This is a genomic window from Micromonospora sp. CA-248089 (assembly GCF_050948515.1).
In the GTDB taxonomy this organism is placed as follows: domain Bacteria; phylum Actinomycetota; class Actinomycetes; order Mycobacteriales; family Micromonosporaceae; genus Micromonospora.
In genome coordinates, this window is record NZ_CP192016.1 from 4,759,052 (window position 1) to 4,774,594 (window position 15,543).

Sequence of the window (15,543 nt, forward strand, 5' to 3'; positions counted from 1 at the left end):
GGCCGGTGTCAGGCCACGCCGAGCAGGCGCAGCACCGCGGTGGTGGCCGCCGCCGCGACCACGACCAGCACGAACGGCGCCCGCCGCCAGGCGAGCACCAGGCCGACCAGCACCCCGGCGGGCCGGGCGTAACCGGCGAAGCCACCGGCCTCGGTGAGCGCCGCGGTGGCGGCGAGCGCGGCCAGCAGCGTGGCGGCGCCGACCGGCAACAGGTGCCGGGCCCACTCGGGCAGGTCCAGCCGGTCCCGCAGCAGCACCCCGGCGACCCGGAAGCCGTAGGTGCCGGCGGCCAGGGCGAGGATCACGGCGATCAGCACGAGCCCTCCCCGGCGCTCACCTGACGCCTCGCCCCACCGGCGTCCATCGGTCCGCCGATGCCGTCCGGCGCAGCGCCGGAACCGGCCGGCACGGCGACCGAGCCGCCGTCGCGCACGCGGCCGGGGTCACCATCCGGCGCGGCGTCCGGGTCGCCCGGCGGGATGGGTGAGCGGCGGCGGGCCAGCAGCGGCAGGGCCAGCGCGGCGAGCGCGAGCAGCACCGGCAGCCCGGCCGGCAGCAGCGGTGTCGCCAGCACGGCGAGGCCGGCGCCGAGGAGCGCCACCCGGCGCGTCTCCCGGTCGCGCAGGCTGGGCAGCAGCAGGGCGGCCAGCCCGGCCGGAAAGGCGGCGTCGAGTCCCAGTGCGGCCGGGTCACCGGCCGCGCCGCCGGCCAGCACGCCGAGCGCGGTACCGGCGTTCCAGGCCAGGAACAGCAGCACCCCGGCCAGCCAGAACGCCCGCCGCCGCTGCGGACCGGCCGGGCGGGCCAGCGCGAACGCGGTCGCCTCGTCGGTCATCAGGTGGCTGCCGAGCAGCCGCTGCCAGCGGCGGGTGCCGAGCGCGCCACCGAGGGCCAAGCCGAACGGCAGGTGCCGGGCGTTGAGGAGCAGGCCGGCGAAGACCGCCGCGAGCGGGCTGCCGACCGCGACGAGGCCCACGGCCATGAACTGGGCGCCACCGGCGTAGACGACCGCGGACATGGCGAGCGTGGCCCAGACGGGTAGGCCGGCGGCCACCGCCACGGCACCGAACGACGCGCCCACGGCGAGCATCGCCGCGCCGATGGCGGCGACGTCGCGGAGCACCCGGGCGTCGCCCGTTCGGTATGCCGTACGCATGTCCATTATCCTGAACGGGAGCCCGCTGGTTCGTCAAACCGAACAAAACGACCGATGGAGCGAACACATGGCGATCGACCCCGCTCCCCCACTCGCCACCATCGCCGCCGCGCTGCGCCGCGAGCGCGAACGGGCGGGCCTGTCGCTCACCGAGCTGGCCCGCCGCGCCGGGATCGCCAAGTCCACCCTGTCCCAGCTGGAGTCCGGGTCCGGCAACCCCAGCGTCGAGACGCTCTGGGCGCTCGGCGTGGCGCTCGACGTACCGTTCAGCCGCCTGGTCGAACCGCCCACCGCCGCCGTCCGGGTGGTACGGGCCGGGCAGGGGCCGCGGATCCGGTCCGAGCACGCCGACTTCTCCGCCACCCTGCTCGCCGCCGGAGCGCCGCACGCCCGGCGGGACGTCTACGTGATGGAGCTGGAACCCGGCGCGGTACGGACCGCCGAGGCGCACACCCCGCGCAGCGTCGAGCACGTCGTCGTCGCCGCCGGCCGGATGCGCGTCGGCCCCGAGACCGACCTGGTCGAGCTGGAACCGGGCGACTACGCCACCTTCCCGGGCGACACCCCGCACCGCTACGAGGCGCTGGCCCCGGGCACGTTCGCCGTACTCGTCATGGAGCACCCGTGACGGCGGACGGCCCGGCCGGGGCGCGGTAGAGCCGCGTCACCACCTCCTCGATGTCCGGCTCCACGATCGAGATGTCCCGCAGCGTGGTCAGGCCGGCCAGCCCGGCCACCACCTCGGCCACGCTCGCCCGTTCCAGCGCGAAGACCAGCCGCCGCCCGTCCGCCTCCACCCGCTGCACCGGCGCGCCGGGCAGCACCGGCGGCTCGGGCAGCGCCGCGTCCAGCTCGGCGACCACCATCCGGCGCGAGCCGTACCGGCGGTGCAGCTCCGCGATCGACCCGTCGTGCACCACCCGCCCGTGGTCGATCACCACGAGCCGCCGGCACAACCGCTCGATGTCGGCCAGGTCGTGCGTGGTGAGCACGAGCGTGGTGTCCCCGGCCCGGCCCAGCTCGGCCAGGAAGCCGCGTACCGCCTGCTTGCTGACCACGTCCAGGCCGATCGTCGGCTCGTCCAGGAACAGCACCTCCGGGCCGTGCAGCAGCGCCGCGGTCAGCTCGCCGCGCATCCGCTGACCCAGCGAGAGCTGCCGGACCGGGGTGTCCAGGAACCCGTCCAGGTCGAGCAGGTCCCGGCAGCGGGCCAGCCGGGCCGCGTGCTCGCCGGACGGCACCCGGTAGACGTGCCGCAGCAGGTCGAACGAGTCCCGCAGCGGCAGGTCCCACCAGAGCTGCGAGCGCTGCCCGAACACCACCCCGATGCGCAGCGCCAACCGGGTCCGGTCGGCCACCGGGCGCAGCCCGCACACCCGGGCCCGCCCCGCCGACGGCGTCAGCACGCCGGTCAGCATCTTCAGCGTGGTCGACTTCCCGGCGCCGTTCGGGCCGATGTAGCCGAGCATCTCGCCGCGCTCCACCCGCAGGTCCACCCCGTCGACGGCGGTCACCGTCCGCTTCTCCCGACGCAGCGGCCCGGCCTTTACCCGGACCGTGAACTCCTTGCGCAGACCGTCCATCTCGATGACGCTCATGACCCCGTACTCCGGTAGTGACGGACCCCGACGCGCCAGGCCAGGGCGGCCAGCGCCGCGGCGACCACCGCGACGCCCGGCGCGGCCCAGCCCGCCCACTGCGGCAGGCCGAGCGGGTCGGCGCGGCCCAGCAGCGCCAGCGCCGGGTGGTAGCTGACGAAGGCGAACCCCATCCCGTACGCGAACAGCGCGCGGAACCACCCGCCGTACACGGTGACCGGGTACGAGGTGAAGTCCCGCCCGCCGTAGGTGACCGCGTTCGCCAGCTCGCCCGAGTCGACCCAGTAGAACGACACGGTGGCGGTCAGCACGAAGACCGAGCCGAAGAAGACCACTGCCGCCAGCGGGGCGACCACTGCCAGCGCCACCCGGGCCGGTGTCCAGTCGATCCCCGCCGAGGCCAGCGCGAACAGCAGCACGGCGAGCCCGAACACGGCCCGGGACAGCTTGCGCAGCGGCAGGTCCATCAGCAGCAGCTGCGGCAGCGCCCCGAGCGGGCGTACCAGCACGGCGTCGAAGAGGCCGGTGCGCACGTACCGGGGAAGCCGTTCGATGTTGCCGACCAGCAGGTCGGCGGTGGCGAAGCCGCACGACGACAGGCCGACCACGACGAGCGTCTCGCGCAGCGTGAACCCGCCCAGCTCCCGCGTCACGCCGAAGATCACCAGGACGGTGACCACGTCGAACACGGTGGCGCCCACGTTGCCGACCAGGTCCACCACGAACGAGGTGCGGTACGCGGCCTGCGAGCGCGCCTGCGCACCGAGCAACGCCCGGTACGCGCGCAGTTCAGCCAGATCAGCCACCCTGGACCACCAGACGGCGCTCGGCGCGACTCTGCACCAGCCGGCACAGCGCCAGCAGCAGCACCGCCCAGACGGCCTGCACGCCGACCAGGGTGAGGCCGGTGGCCATCGGCTCCCGCTCGACGAGCACGTCCAGCGGCACCTGGAGGATGCTGGGGAACGGGGTGGCGTACCGCAGGACCGCCTCCAGCGGGCCGGGCAGGAAGCCCAGCGGGAAGTAGAGGCCGGCCAGCACGCCGGAGCCGAGCGTCCACAGGATCATCGGGCCCCGGACGTCCTGCAGCCAGTACGCGGTCGCGTTGACCAGGTAGCGGCAGCCGAAGCAGACCACCACCGCGAGCAGCGCGGAGAGCAGGAACAGCGGCACCGTGGCCCAGTGCCGGGGCACGTACACCGCGAAGAAGAACGGGCCGATCACCAGCGGCGGCACCAGCCGGACCAGCGACGCGAACCCGGCCCGGCCCAGGTCGGTGGCGAGGTAGCTGGTCACCGGATGCACCGGCCGCAGCAGGTCGGCGGCCACCTCGCCGGTACGGATCCGGTCCGCCAGATCGGTCCAGCCCCAGACGGCGATCACCGCCAGCAGCCCCTGGCCGGCCCAGACGAAGGTGGCGAGCTGTGCCCGGTCGTAGCCGGCCACGACGCCCGTCGCGCCCGCCGCCGCGAGGAAGATGTAGCAGCGCAGGAAGCCGAACACGGTGTTGGTGCACAACCCCGCCACGGCGGCCTGCCGGTAGGTCGCGTGCCGCCGGAACCCGGCCGCCGCGATCGCGCCGAATGTCCGAAACCATGGGGTAACGTGTGCGCCGGTGGGTGGTGCCACAGTGGCGGTGACCGAGCCCACGCCGTTACCCTCCTTCCGCAGCCACGACGTGCTGGACCGGGCGACTCTACCGGCACGTCCGGCGCCCCAGCGCGAGAATTTCCAATGAGGTGACACCGCCGTGAGCGAGCGACGCGAGCCGGCCCCGGGGCCGTCCCGCGCGAGCGGCGGGAGGGGTTGCCGATGAGCGGCTGGGGCAGCTGGCGTGAGCCGGCCGAACCGGCCTGGGCCGCCGAGCCCACCCACGAGTGGCAGCCGCAGTTCCCCGGGCAGCGCTACCCGGGTGACATCGGCATCGAGAACCTGACGCCGCGCCCGCGTGCCGTGGTCGGCCGCGCCGAGGTGCGCCCGGTCAGCCCCGCGCCCGACGTGGACACGTACCCGGTGAGCCCCGCGGGTTCCCGGCCCCCGGTGAGTCCGGCGGGCCCGCGTGACGCCTACCCGGTCAGCCCGGCGTCCCCACGCGACGCGTACCCGGTCAGCCCCGCCGCCCCACGTGGCGGCGAACCGGTCAGCCCGGCCGGTCCCCACGGCACGTACCCGGTCAGCCCCGCCGGGCCGCGTGGCGGCGAGCCCGTCAGCCCCGCCGGGCCGCACGGCACATACCCGGTCAGCCCGGCCGGTCCACGGAGCGCGCATCCGACGAGCCCGGCCGGTGCACGCTGGACGGACCCGGTCAGCCCGGCGGGTCCGCACGAGGCGCACCGGGGCAGGCCGTCCGGTCGCCCGGACGCGTACCCGGTCAGCCCGGCCGGGCCGCACGGCACGTACCCGACCAGCCCGGCAACCCCACGCGGGGCGTACCCGACGGGTCCTGCCGGGCCCGGACAGCGCCCCGCCGTGCCGGACGACCGGCGTGGGCATTCCGACGGCCCCGGCGCGGACGGCCGCCGGCCCGGCCCGCCGCCGGAGCGGCTCGACCAGCGCTGGGTACGCCCCGACGGCGCACCGCGCCGGACCGCGCAGCCGGGCTGGATGCCGGAGCCGAACGAGTCCCCGCACCCCGCCCCGCACCGGACCGACCGCCAGGACGGCAGGCGCGCCCCGGTCGACGGCCGTCCGGCGGCCGCAGGCGAGCGATGGGGCACGCCACCCGACGCCCGGCGGGACCAGCACTCCCCCGCCGGGCGTCGCGAGCCCTTGCCCGACGGCCGCCGCGGTGCGTTCCCGGAGCCGTCACCGATTGATCCCGGCCGGGACCGGCGCGGTCCCGGCACCGGCCGGCGCGACGACGCCGTGCCGCCGTCGGAGCGGACCGCGGCCGGGTGGGGCGAGCCGAATCGGCGTGAACCCCGCTGGGGCGAGCCGAGCCACGACGGGCGGCGTGAAACCGGCTGGGGCGAGCCGGGCCACGACGGCCGGCGTGAAACCGGCTGGGGCGAGCCGGGCCGCGACGGCCGGCGTGAGCCCGGACGGGACAGCCGCCGCGAGCCCGGCCCACGTCCCCCGGCGGACCGGCGCGAGCCGGCCGGTGGACGGTGGGACGACCGTGCGCCGGGCCGCGAGGCCGCCGCGTACTCCGAGACCCAGCGCCGGGCGCCCGAGAACGCGCGACCCGCGCAGCAGAGCGAACCCGACCGGTACGGCGCGCAGGGACCCCGCCCGTCCGACCCACACACCGTCGCCCCGCCGCGTCCCGGCGCCGACCCGCGCCGGCAGCGTCCGCCTGCCGACCGGGCCCGTCCGCACCAGGGCGAATGGCCGATCATCGAGCCCCGCCCCCGGCCCGAGCCCGACGCGCACCGGCCCGACGAGCGGTACCGCCCTCCGGCGGACCGGCCGATGCCGCCCCGGCACCCGGCCGCGCCCGCCGACGGCCCGCGCCCCGAGGCACGCCGCCCCGAGCAGGACGGCTCCGCACGCCCGGACGCCCGCGACGTCAGGCCGGCCGGTCCGGGCACCCAGCCCGATGCCGCAGGCCCACGTGCCCACGCCATCCGGCCGCCCACCGCCCCGTCCCGCCCAGCGGTCGGCCAGGAGCAACCGGAGCAGGACCGCCGCCGGCCCGACGGTGCCGCCGCGCGTTCCGAGGCCCGGCCGCAGCACTGGCCGGTACGGCCCGACGAGCGCCGGCCGGCGGCCCCGGATCAGGCGGTTGCCAACCCGGACGAGCACCGGACAGCGCGGCCGGCCGAACCCGGGGTGACGCCGCCGGCCGAGCCCAGGGCGACGCGACCGGCCGAGCCCAGGGTGGCGCCGCCGGCGGAACCCAGGACGACGCCGCGGGCCGAACCCAGGACGACGCCGCCGAACGACTCCAAGGCGACGCGGCCGGACGAGCCCCGGACGACGCCGCCGAACGAGTCCAGGGCGACGCGGCCCAGCGAGCCCCGGACGCCGTCGGACGCGCCGGTGGTCGGCACATCCAGCGGCGGTGTACAGGCTCCGGTCGTCGGCGGACCGGTGCAGCGAAGCGAGGAGCCCCCTCGCCCGACGCCGTCGCCAGCGCCGGCGCAGGGCCGGGTCGAGGAACGCCAGGGTCCGCCGCCGTTCCAGCCGCCCCGGGCCGCGCCGGCACGTCCGGCACCGCCCACCTATCCCGGCCCCGCCCCGGTCCGGCCGGCCGCGCCACCACCGGTCGGCCCGTCGAGCCACCCCGCCACGTCGGAAGCACAGCCCGAGCAGCGGCCCGTCGTCGCGCCGCAGCCGGGTACGCCCGGCCGCCCAACAGCCGACGCGGACGCCCGGCCCACGGCGGGCACGGGCACCCGGCCCGTCCCCGGCACGGACGCCGACCGTCCCCGGGCCGACGCTGAGGCGGCGTCCCGGGCGAGCACCCCGCCTGCGCCGGACACGGACGTCCACGGTGCTGACGCGCGCATCGAGACGACGCCCCGCACGGGTGCTCCGGTCACGCCGCACGCGGACACCGGTCGGCCCGAGGCCGGTGTCGACGTTCCCGCCACGGGAACCGGCAGCCTCAGAGTCGACGCGGGCATCCGGCCCGAGTCCCGCTCGGACGGTGACCGGCCCGATACCGAGGGCTCCCGAGCCGCGTCCGACACGGCCATCGCCCGTCCCGGCGCCGACCGCAACCCGCAGCCCACACCGGGCGCGGACCGCCTCGGAGCCGACACATCCCCCGGCCCGGCCGACGAGCCGTCGGAGAACGGCGGCCCGTCGAGGACGACACCGCCGCCCTCCCCCGGTGCCGAGGCATGGTTCCAGCCCTCCCGGCCCGCAGGAGATCCGGAACCGCCGGAGATCTTGGACGATTTCGGCCCCCCTGAGGGCCATTTCGTACCAAGATCTCAGCCGGGCCACGACGGCGAGCCGGAAGCGGCAACGGAGACGCCGGACGCCGTGACGACGGCGCCGGGAATCGATGCCACGGTGCCGGGGGACGGCGCCTCCGTGCTGGCCGTGCCCGGTCCGGGTGCCGGTCCGGCACCGGCGTCCACTGCCGACCCCGCCACGCCCCACCCCGCCGCCGCATCACGTCCGGCGGACGGGAGCGCCTCCGCCACCGCACCGTCCCCGGAGAGCACGACACCTCCCGCCGTCGCGCCGCGTGACGCCAGTTCGTCGCTCCCCGCCGCTCCGTCCACCGACGCCGCCCTGCCAGTCGACTCCACCCCGTCAACCAGCACGGTCCCGCCAATCGGCTCCACACCGTCAATCGACTCCACCCCGTCAACCGGCGCCGTCCGGCAAGCCGACGACGACGGCATCACGAACGGCACGCCGACCGCGCCGAAGGCCGGTACCGCCCCGGCCACCGACCCGAACACGGCCTCGCCCGGCAGCTTCGGCAGGCCCGCGAGCCCCGTCGACGTATCGCCCACACCGGCGCCGTCCCCGCCCGCGCCGGCACCGATCGCCTCCGCGTCCGCCGTGGACGCATCGACCGTGGACGCATCCGCCGTTGCCGCAGCGGCCACCGGCTCGTCGGCCGCATCCGTGGACGCGCAGATCACCCCGACGGTCGAGCGGACCACGGCGGAGGCCGGCGCCCCCGTGACCGCACCCGACAGTCCGGCCGCCGATCCCGAGCCGCAGGTCGCGGTGGCGACGGCACCCGACCGGCCCGGTCCCGGCCCGGAGCGCGCTCCGAACGATGTCACCGCCGCCGCAGCCCGCCAGGACGACGACACGACACCGGAAGTCGCCGTCGAAGCCCGCCAGGACAGCAGCGCGGCATCGGAAGCCTGCCTCGAAGCCCGCCAGGACAGCGGCGCGACGCCGGAAACCACCACCGAAGCCCGGCAGCACAGCGGCGCGACACCAGGAACCACCACCGGCGCGACACCAGGAACCACCGTCGACGCGACGGCACCGCACACCACACCGGACACCGCAGACGAGACGGCACCGGAAACCGGCGCCGAGGACACGGCCGGGGAACCGACGACGATCGACGGCGCCGACCACGCCGGGCTCTCCCCATCCACCGAGGAGCAGACCGGCACCGCGGCCGACGCCACGCCCGCCCAAGAGGCGCAGGCCCACACCGGCGACGGCGCCCCGGCCGGCACCGAGCAAGCTGACGAGGCGCAGGATCGGCGTACCCCCGAAGCCGCAACCGACGACGACGCGGATCCGGCGGCGGACGCCGAGCCGCCGCCTCCGGTCGACCCGGAGCAGGCGCTCGCCGCGGTCGGCTGGGAACTGGATCCGCGTACGCTGCGCGAGCAGGCGCCCGACCCGGCGCAGCTGCGGGTGATCCGGGACGGGCTGACCGGCAAACTGGACACCACACTCGACAATCGCAGCCGGGCCCGGCTGCTGAGCCTGCGCGCGGTGGCGTCCCGGATCCTCGGTGACCTGGACGACGCGCTCGGGGACGCGCGGCTGGCGGTCACGTACGCCGAGGCCACCGGCGAGTTCCGGCGGACCGCGCTGGCCCGCGCGCGCCTCGCGGAGGCGCTGCGGTGGCGGGGCGACCACGCGGAGGCCGACCGGATGTTCGCCGAGGCGAACTCGTCGGAACTGCCGGACCGGCTGCGCGCGCTGCTGCACGAGCACGCCGGACGGTGCTGCTACGACCAGGGCCGGCTGACCGAGGCGTGCCTGCACTTCGAGCGCGCGCTGGACCTGCGTCACGGCGAGGACGCGCAGCTGAACGCCCGGGTCGAGGTCGCGCTGGACGCGGTCGCGCAGCGGGCCGCCGCCGACGGTTTCGGTCCCCCGCCGCGCCGACCGGAGGAGGTGCTCGGCACGCCTCGTCCGCCGGTGGCGACGTTCGACGAGGAGCAACAGCTCTGGGGGTACGCGGACGCCGACGGCGACATGGTGATCGCGCACCGGTACGCCGAGGCGCAGCCGTTCCGCGAGGGCCTGGCCTGGGTACGGCGGCCGGAGGCGTCCCGGTGGGCGCTGATCGACACGTCCGGCGCGGCGCTGATCGAGGCGAACAACGGCTACCGCTCGGTGGTGCCCTTCTCGGACGGGCTGTCCTGGGTGTCGATGGACGGCAAGGGCCGGTGGATGGCCGTCGACCGGATGAACATCGTGAAGATCCCGCCCGGGTACGAGGAGGCGCGGCCGTTCCACAACGGCCTGGCGGCGGTACGGCAGAACGGCGGCTGGGGTGCGGTGGACCTCACCGGCGAGGTGGTGGTGCCGACCCGCTACCACCGTCTCGGCACACCGCTCGCGGACGGGCGCGAGGTCGACGGGTTCACCGCCGACGGGCTCGCCGTGGTCGAGCTGGCCGGCCGCCGGGGTGTCGTGGACCGGGGCGGCCGGGTGGTGGTGGCGCCGGCGTACCCGACGGTGGTGGTGCACCCGGTGGCGTTCCTGGTCGCCACCGAGTCGGGCCGCTGGGGCGCGCTGGACCGGCGCGGCGAGCCGCTGATCGACCCGGTGCACCCGGGCCGCGCGGCCGTGGTCGCCGAGATCGACAGGCTGCTCGCCGACGCCAGCCCGGTGCTCTGACCTGCGGCTCACGCCGGCGCCGGGGAGCGCCGGACGGCGTCCGGGAGCGGGCAGGTCTAGGGTCGGGAGCATGGAATTCCGTCACCTGGGCCGCTCCGGCCTGATGGTCAGCGAGATCTCGTACGGCAACTGGATCACCCACGGCTCGCAGGTCGAGGAGGACGCGGCGGTCGCGTGCGTCCGCGCCGCCCTCGACAGCGGCATCACCACCTTCGACACCGCCGACGTGTACGCGGGCACCCGCGCCGAGTCGGTGCTCGGCCGCGCGCTCAAGGGCGAGCGTCGCGAAGGGCTGGAGATCTTCACCAAGGTCTACTGGCCGACCGGTCCCGGCCGCAACGACAGGGGTCTGTCCCGCAAGCACATCATGGAGTCGATCGACGGCTCGCTGCGCCGCCTGCAGACCGACCACGTGGACCTCTACCAGGCTCACCGCTACGACTACAGCACCCCGCTGGAGGAGACGATGGAGGCCTTCGCCGACGTCGTACGCTCCGGCAAGGCGCACTACATCGGCGTCTCCGAGTGGAAGGCGTCCCAGCTGCGTGAGGCGCACGCGCTGGCCCGCGAGCTGCGCATCCCGCTGATCTCGAACCAGCCGCAGTACTCGATGCTGTGGCGCGTCATCGAGACCGAGGTGGTCCCCACCAGCGAGGAGCTGGGCATCGGCCAGATCGTCTGGTCGCCGATGGCCCAGGGCGTGCTGTCCGGCAAGTACCTGCCGGGCCAGCCGCCGCCCGCGGGCTCCCGCGCCACGGACGAGAAGTCCGGCGCCGGGTTCATCGCCCGGTTCATGACCGACGACGTGCTGACCCGGGTGCAGCGGCTCAAGCCGCTGGCCGAGCAGGCCGGGCTGACCATGCCGCAGCTCGCCGTCGCCTGGGTGCTGCAGAACCCGAACGTCTCCTCGGCGATCATCGGCGCGTCCCGGCCGGAGCAGGTGCACGACAACGTGAAGGCGGCGGGCGTGAAGCTCGACGCCGACCTGCTCAAGGCGATCGACGAGATCGTCGAGCCGGTCACCGAGCGGGACCCGGCGAAGACCGAGAGCCCGGCTCAGCGCCCGTGACGTCGCGTCGTTCCCGGGCCGGGTCGCACCGGCCCGGGGACGACCGGCCGGCTACTCCCAGAAGCGGATCAGGGCGTAGCCGATCTGGTACAGCTCGCGCGGCAGGCCGAGCGCGTCGCCGACGGCGAAGACCGCGCCGAAGAACGCCCGGTTGATCTGCGGGCTCCACAGCAGCGCGAAGAGCAGGATGAATCCGTACGGGGCGAACAGGTCGTACATCCGCCGGTAGGCGGGGCTGAGCCAGGGCTGGAGCATGTTGCCGCCGTCCAGGCCCGGCACCGGCAGCAGGTTGAGCACGCTGGCGGTGAGCTGGAGGAACGCGAGCAGCCCGACGCCGGCCCAGAACTCCAGCGGCCCGCCCAGTTCCGGCCCCCACGCCACCGCCGCCACCAGCACCAGCGTGAACAGCACGTTGGTGGCCGGCCCGGCCAGGCTGACGAGCGTGTGCCGCAGCCGGCCGGGGATGGCGTGCCGGTCCACCCAGACCGCCCCGCCGGGCAGGCCGATGCCGCCGAGCAGCACCACGACCACCGGCAGCACGATCGACAGCAGCGGGCTGGTGTATTTCAGGGGGTTGAGCGTGAGGTAGCCCCGGTGCGCGATGTCCCGGTCACCGGAGCGGTACGCGACCACGGCGTGCGCGTACTCGTGCAGGCACAGCGAGACCAGCCAGCCGGACACGACGAAGAGGAACACGTCGAAGCCGACGTTGCCGTACCGGTTCCAGGTCATCACCCCGGACGCGACGAACAGCGCGACCAGGGCCAGGAAGATCGGGCTCGGCCGGAACGCCGCCCGGGGCACGCCGAGGATCAGCGGCTCGCCCGGGCGGTCGTAGCCGGTCATTCGGCCGGGGGTTGCAGGCTCATCCGGTAGTCCACCCGGTCGTCCTCGACCAGCACGACTGTGGTGACGCCGGATGCCGCGAGCTCCCGCCAGGTCTGGCCGATCCACGACTCGGCGTCCGCCTGGCTCGTGAACGATTCGACGGGTCCGTCCACCACGTCGCCGTTCGTGCCCTCGTACCGCCAGCTCCACGCCATGCTGCGTCTCCCCTCGCCGCCGTCGTCCCGCAGGACGCCAAACCTCCGCAAGCCTAGTCGCCCGCCCACGACGCTTCACCCCTCGACCGGCGCGGGCCGACGCGCGGGTGCCCGCAAGGTTCGGCCGTCACCAACGGGGGTATCCACGCCGGACGTCGTCAGCGAGGGAGGACACCATGCGGCCGTTGCGGGAGATGGACACCGAGGAGGTGCGGGCGATGGCGGTACGCGGCGGCATCGAGGCGGCCCACGAGATGGACCGGGAGGAGCTGCTCGACGCGCTCCTCGCCCGCCCCGGCGAGGGAGCCTGGCAGGAGGATCCGAAGCCGGTTGACGTGAATCCCAACGACTATCGCTTCGAGGCCCCCGAGCGCCGACCGCGATGAGCCACCTCTGACTGCCCTGCCCGGGCGGCGGCATCTAAGGTACGGGGCATGTCCGTTGACGGGTGGCACACCCTTCTGGTGCTCGGCGGTATCCGCTCCGGCAAGTCCGAGTTCGCCGAGTCACTGGTCGCCGACGCGCCCACGGTCCGGTACGTGGCGACCGCCCCGGCCGGGGGTCCCGAGGACACCGAGTGGGCGATCCGCCTCGCGACGCACCGCGCCCGCCGGCCGGGGAGCTGGACCACCGAGGAGACGGCCGCGAACCCGGGCCGGCTGGTCGAGGTGATCGCCGCCGCCGGGCCGAACGAGACGCTGCTCGTGGACGACCTGGGCGGCTGGGTGACGGTGCTGCTCGACCCGGCCCACCAGCCGGCCGACGACACCGCCACGATCGCCGAGTTGGCCGCGGCGGTGCGCTCCAGCACCGCCCGCCTGGTGCTGGTCAGCCCCGAGGTGGGCCTGTCGCTGGTGCCCACCACGCCGCTCGGCCGGGCGTTCACCGACGCGCTCGGCGCCGCCAACCGCGCGGTCGCCGACGCCTGCGACGCGGTCGCGCTGGTGGTCGCCGGCCAGGCCGCGTGGCTCAAGCCGGCCGCTCCGGCCCCCGCGCACGCCGTGCCGCCCGCCGCCACGTCGCCCGAGGCCGAGCCCGGCCGCGCCGCGGCACCCCGGACCGCGCCGGCCGACCTCGGCGCCGGGGACGTGACGCTGCCCGAGGTGCTCACCCCGGCCGCCGCCCCGGTGCCCGCCCCGGCCACGTCCGACGAGCCCGGTACGGGCGACTGGGCCGCACCCACCATGGCGCTGCCGATGATCGCCACCGGGCTGGTGATCCAGCCGGGCATGGAACTGCCGATGCCCGACGACTACACCGGGCCGCAGGCGGTCGACCGGCTCGCCACCCTCGACATCCCCGGCGCCGGTCTCGGCGTGCTGGAACAGGTGGTCGGCTTCGCCGCCGCCACCCAGGGCACCTCGACGCCGCGTCCGTGGGACTCGGTGCGCGTCCTGCTGATCCAGGGCGACCACGAGGGCGGCGCTTCGGCGGGCGCACCGGCCGGTGAGTCGGCCCGACGCGCCCGGCAGGCTCGCGCCGGCCGGGGCGCGCTGGCCCGGCTCGCCGCCGAGAACCGCGCCGGCCTGCAGATCGTCGAGGCGCCCGTCTCGGCGCCGATGGAGGAGCGTCCGGCCCTGCCCGCCGACGAGGTCGAGGCGGCGCTGCGCTACGGCTGGCGGCTCGCCGAGCAGGCCGCCGACGCGGGCGTACAGCTGCTGGTGCTCGCCGCGTGCGGGGCCGGCGCCGAGGCCGCCGCCGCAGCCGTGCTCGCGGCCACCGCCGGCGCGGAACCGCCGACGGTGCTCGGCCGGGTGGTCACCGAGCAGGGCGAGATCGACGACGCGGCCTGGATGGTCCGCTGCGCGGCGGTGCGGGACGCGCTGCACCGCACCCGGCGCTCCGCCCGGGAGGCCAAGGACGTGCTGGCCGAGCTGGGCGGCGGCGACATCGCGCTGGCCACCGGCGTGCTGCTGGGCGCCACCGCCCGCAAGCTGCCGGTGCTGCTGGACGGGCCGGTCGGCACCGCCGCCGCCATGGTCAGCCGCGACCTGGCCGGGCAGGCCCGGCACTGGTGCCTGCTGCCCGACCACGGCGGCCGTCCGGGTGTACGGCTCGCCGCCGACGTGCTCGGCCTGACCCCGCTGGTGGACCTGCGGCTCGACCTGGGCGAGGGGGCGACCGCGCTGGCCGCGCTGCCGCTGCTGCGCTCCGCGCTGACGCTCGCCGCGACGCTTCCGGTGCACCCGTCGCTGGGCGGCCCCGACGACGACCGCGACACCGGCGACGAGGGCAGCGACGCCGGCCGGACCGACGACGAGCCGGACTTCGCCGAGCCGGAGCCGGCCGGGCCGGGACCGACGACGATCGGGTCCGACGAGCCGGTCTCCCCCGGCCGACGTGCCGACTGAGGCGCGGCTCGCCGACGGCATCCGGCTGGCGCTCACCACGTTCACCACCGCCCCGGTACGCGCCGGACGCGTCGACCGGGCCGCCGCCGGCACCGCGATGGCGCTCGCGCCGCTGGTCGGCGCGCTGCTCGGCGCCGTACTCGGCGGGGTGCTGCTGCTCACCGGCGCGCTCGCGCCACCGTTCGTCGCCGCCGTGGTCACCGTGGGACTGGGCGCGCTGCTCACCCGGGGCCTGCACCTGGACGGGCTGGCCGACACCGTCGACGCGCTGGGCTCGTACCGGCGCGGTCCGGCCGCGCTGGAGATCATGAAGCAGCCGGACGTCGGCCCGTTCGGGGTGGTCGCGCTGGTGGTCGTACTCCTGCTCCAGAGCGCGGTGCTCGCGGAGCTGGCCGGCCGGGACGCCCTCCCCGCGTTCGCCGCGGTGGTCGCGGCCACCGCGGCCGGGCGGCTCGCCGTCGGCCTGGCCTGCCGGCGCGGCGTGCCGGCGGCCCGGCCGGAGGGCCTGGGCGCGCTCGTCGCCGGCACGGTCGGGTGGGGGCGCCGGCGCTCGGCGCGGTCGCCGTCGCGCTGGCGGCGGTGCCCGCGGTGCCGGACCGTCCGTGGCAGGGGCCGCTCGCCGTCCTCGCCGCGCTCGCCGTCGCGGCCGGGCTGCTGCGGCACCTGGTACGCCGCTTCGGCGGCATCACCGGCGACGTGCTCGGAGCGCTCGTGGAGATCGTCACCACGCTGTCCTACCTGGGACTGGTGCTGACCGGCTGAGCGCCACCGGTCCGGGCGGGTAGCGTTCGGGGCGAGTGCACCGGCGCGGTCGAGGGGG

Annotated in this window: 14 protein-coding genes and 1 pseudogene; 6 read left to right on the plus strand and 9 right to left on the minus strand. The window is 76.2% G+C overall.

Annotated elements, in window-relative coordinates; genetic code table 11:
- Positions 1 to 8: 8 nt before the first annotated feature.
- Positions 9 to 317: an AzlD domain-containing protein gene (locus tag ACQP26_RS22215; protein WP_269704815.1), complete on the minus strand. Its 309-nt coding sequence runs from the start codon at positions 315 to 317 to the stop codon at positions 9 to 11.
- On the minus strand, positions 311 to 1,156 hold the full coding sequence (locus ACQP26_RS22220; protein ID WP_433493888.1) for an AzlC family ABC transporter permease: 846 nt from the start codon (positions 1,154 to 1,156) through the stop codon (positions 311 to 313). Before ACQP26_RS22220 ends, ACQP26_RS22215 begins: the two co-directional genes overlap by 7 nt.
- Before the next feature lie 67 nt (positions 1,157 to 1,223).
- On the opposite strand from ACQP26_RS22220, the gene ACQP26_RS22225 reads away from it, so the two are divergent.
- The gene (locus ACQP26_RS22225) at positions 1,224 to 1,784 is read left to right on the plus strand and encodes a helix-turn-helix domain-containing protein (protein WP_269704813.1); all 561 of its coding nucleotides are present in this window, start codon (positions 1,224 to 1,226) and stop codon (positions 1,782 to 1,784) included.
- Here the strand turns inward: ACQP26_RS22225 and ACQP26_RS22230 are convergent.
- From ACQP26_RS22230 to ACQP26_RS22250, 5 genes are all read right to left on the minus strand, one after another.
- Positions 1,768 to 2,754, minus strand: a complete 987-nt coding sequence (locus ACQP26_RS22230; RefSeq protein ID WP_433493889.1) for an ABC transporter ATP-binding protein — start codon at positions 2,752 to 2,754, stop codon at positions 1,768 to 1,770. The two genes, ACQP26_RS22225 and ACQP26_RS22230, sit on opposite strands and share 17 nt — an antisense overlap.
- Positions 2,751 to 3,551, minus strand: coding sequence for an ABC transporter permease (locus ACQP26_RS22235; RefSeq protein WP_433496181.1), 801 nt, complete (start codon positions 3,549 to 3,551; stop codon positions 2,751 to 2,753). Before ACQP26_RS22235 ends, ACQP26_RS22230 begins: the two co-directional genes overlap by 4 nt.
- 1 nt (position 3,552) lies before the next feature.
- Entirely contained in the window at positions 3,553 to 4,404 is an 852-nt protein-coding gene (locus ACQP26_RS22240; protein ID WP_269704811.1) for an ABC transporter permease, read from the minus strand.
- 2,066 nt (positions 4,405 to 6,470) lie between these two features.
- On the minus strand, positions 6,471 to 6,746 hold the full coding sequence (locus ACQP26_RS22245; protein WP_433493890.1) for a hypothetical protein: 276 nt from the start codon (positions 6,744 to 6,746) through the stop codon (positions 6,471 to 6,473).
- A gap of 888 nt (positions 6,747 to 7,634) precedes the next feature.
- Positions 7,635 to 8,321 carry a hypothetical protein gene (locus ACQP26_RS22250; RefSeq protein ID WP_433493891.1) on the minus strand — a complete coding sequence of 229 codons (687 nt, stop codon included), beginning with the start codon at positions 8,319 to 8,321 and terminating at the stop codon, positions 7,635 to 7,637.
- 19 nt (positions 8,322 to 8,340) lie between these two features.
- Between ACQP26_RS22250 and ACQP26_RS22255 the strand changes: the two genes are divergently transcribed.
- Positions 8,341 to 10,260 carry a WG repeat-containing protein gene (locus ACQP26_RS22255; RefSeq protein WP_433493892.1) on the plus strand — a complete coding sequence of 640 codons (1,920 nt, stop codon included), beginning with the start codon at positions 8,341 to 8,343 and terminating at the stop codon, positions 10,258 to 10,260.
- Between the two features lie 70 nt (positions 10,261 to 10,330).
- The gene (locus ACQP26_RS22260) at positions 10,331 to 11,329 is read left to right on the plus strand and encodes an aldo/keto reductase family protein (protein WP_281577141.1); all 999 of its coding nucleotides are present in this window, start codon (positions 10,331 to 10,333) and stop codon (positions 11,327 to 11,329) included.
- Between the two features lie 51 nt (positions 11,330 to 11,380).
- On the opposite strand, the gene ACQP26_RS22265 is transcribed toward ACQP26_RS22260, so the two are convergent.
- Together ACQP26_RS22265 and ACQP26_RS22270 are read right to left on the minus strand one after the other, a co-directional pair.
- A complete protein-coding gene (locus ACQP26_RS22265) occupies positions 11,381 to 12,175 on the minus strand; it encodes a site-2 protease family protein (RefSeq protein WP_071098270.1) in 795 nt (264 codons plus the stop codon).
- Entirely contained in the window at positions 12,172 to 12,372 is a 201-nt protein-coding gene (locus ACQP26_RS22270; RefSeq protein WP_269704808.1) for a hypothetical protein, read from the minus strand. Before ACQP26_RS22270 ends, ACQP26_RS22265 begins: the two co-directional genes overlap by 4 nt.
- A gap of 176 nt (positions 12,373 to 12,548) precedes the next feature.
- Here ACQP26_RS22270 and ACQP26_RS22275 point away from each other — a divergent pair, with 176 nt between their 5' ends.
- The 3 genes and pseudogenes from ACQP26_RS22275 (at position 12,549) to cobS (ending at position 15,485) form a co-directional block, all read left to right on the plus strand.
- Entirely contained in the window at positions 12,549 to 12,758 is a 210-nt protein-coding gene (locus ACQP26_RS22275) for a hypothetical protein (RefSeq protein WP_030500114.1), read from the plus strand.
- 48 nt (positions 12,759 to 12,806) lie between these two features.
- On the plus strand, positions 12,807 to 14,723 hold the full coding sequence (locus ACQP26_RS22280; RefSeq protein ID WP_433493893.1) for a bifunctional adenosylcobinamide kinase/adenosylcobinamide-phosphate guanylyltransferase: 1,917 nt from the start codon (positions 12,807 to 12,809) through the stop codon (positions 14,721 to 14,723).
- Positions 14,713 to 15,485 (plus strand): annotated as a pseudogene (cobS, locus tag ACQP26_RS22285) (adenosylcobinamide-GDP ribazoletransferase). Before ACQP26_RS22280 ends, cobS begins: the two are co-directional and overlap by 11 nt.
- Positions 15,486 to 15,543: the final 58 nt, after the last annotated feature.

What these genes read in the sequence shown, in the direction of transcription:
- ACQP26_RS22220 (WP_433493888.1), bottom strand. Translation starts at nt 1,156, where the DNA reads ATGCGTACGGCATACCGAACGGGCGACGCCCGGGTGCTCCGCGACGTC.
- ACQP26_RS22225 (WP_269704813.1), top strand. Translation starts at nt 1,224, where the DNA reads ATGGCGATCGACCCCGCTCCCCCACTCGCCACCATCGCCGCCGCGCTG.
- ACQP26_RS22230 (WP_433493889.1), bottom strand. Translation starts at nt 2,754, where the DNA reads ATGAGCGTCATCGAGATGGACGGTCTGCGCAAGGAGTTCACGGTCCGG.
- ACQP26_RS22260 (WP_281577141.1), top strand. Translation starts at nt 10,331, where the DNA reads ATGGAATTCCGTCACCTGGGCCGCTCCGGCCTGATGGTCAGCGAGATC.
- ACQP26_RS22265 (WP_071098270.1), bottom strand. Translation starts at nt 12,175, where the DNA reads ATGACCGGCTACGACCGCCCGGGCGAGCCGCTGATCCTCGGCGTGCCC.
- ACQP26_RS22270 (WP_269704808.1), bottom strand. Translation starts at nt 12,372, where the DNA reads ATGGCGTGGAGCTGGCGGTACGAGGGCACGAACGGCGACGTGGTGGAC.
- ACQP26_RS22275 (WP_030500114.1), top strand. Translation starts at nt 12,549, where the DNA reads ATGCGGCCGTTGCGGGAGATGGACACCGAGGAGGTGCGGGCGATGGCG.
- ACQP26_RS22280 (WP_433493893.1), top strand. Translation starts at nt 12,807, where the DNA reads ATGTCCGTTGACGGGTGGCACACCCTTCTGGTGCTCGGCGGTATCCGC.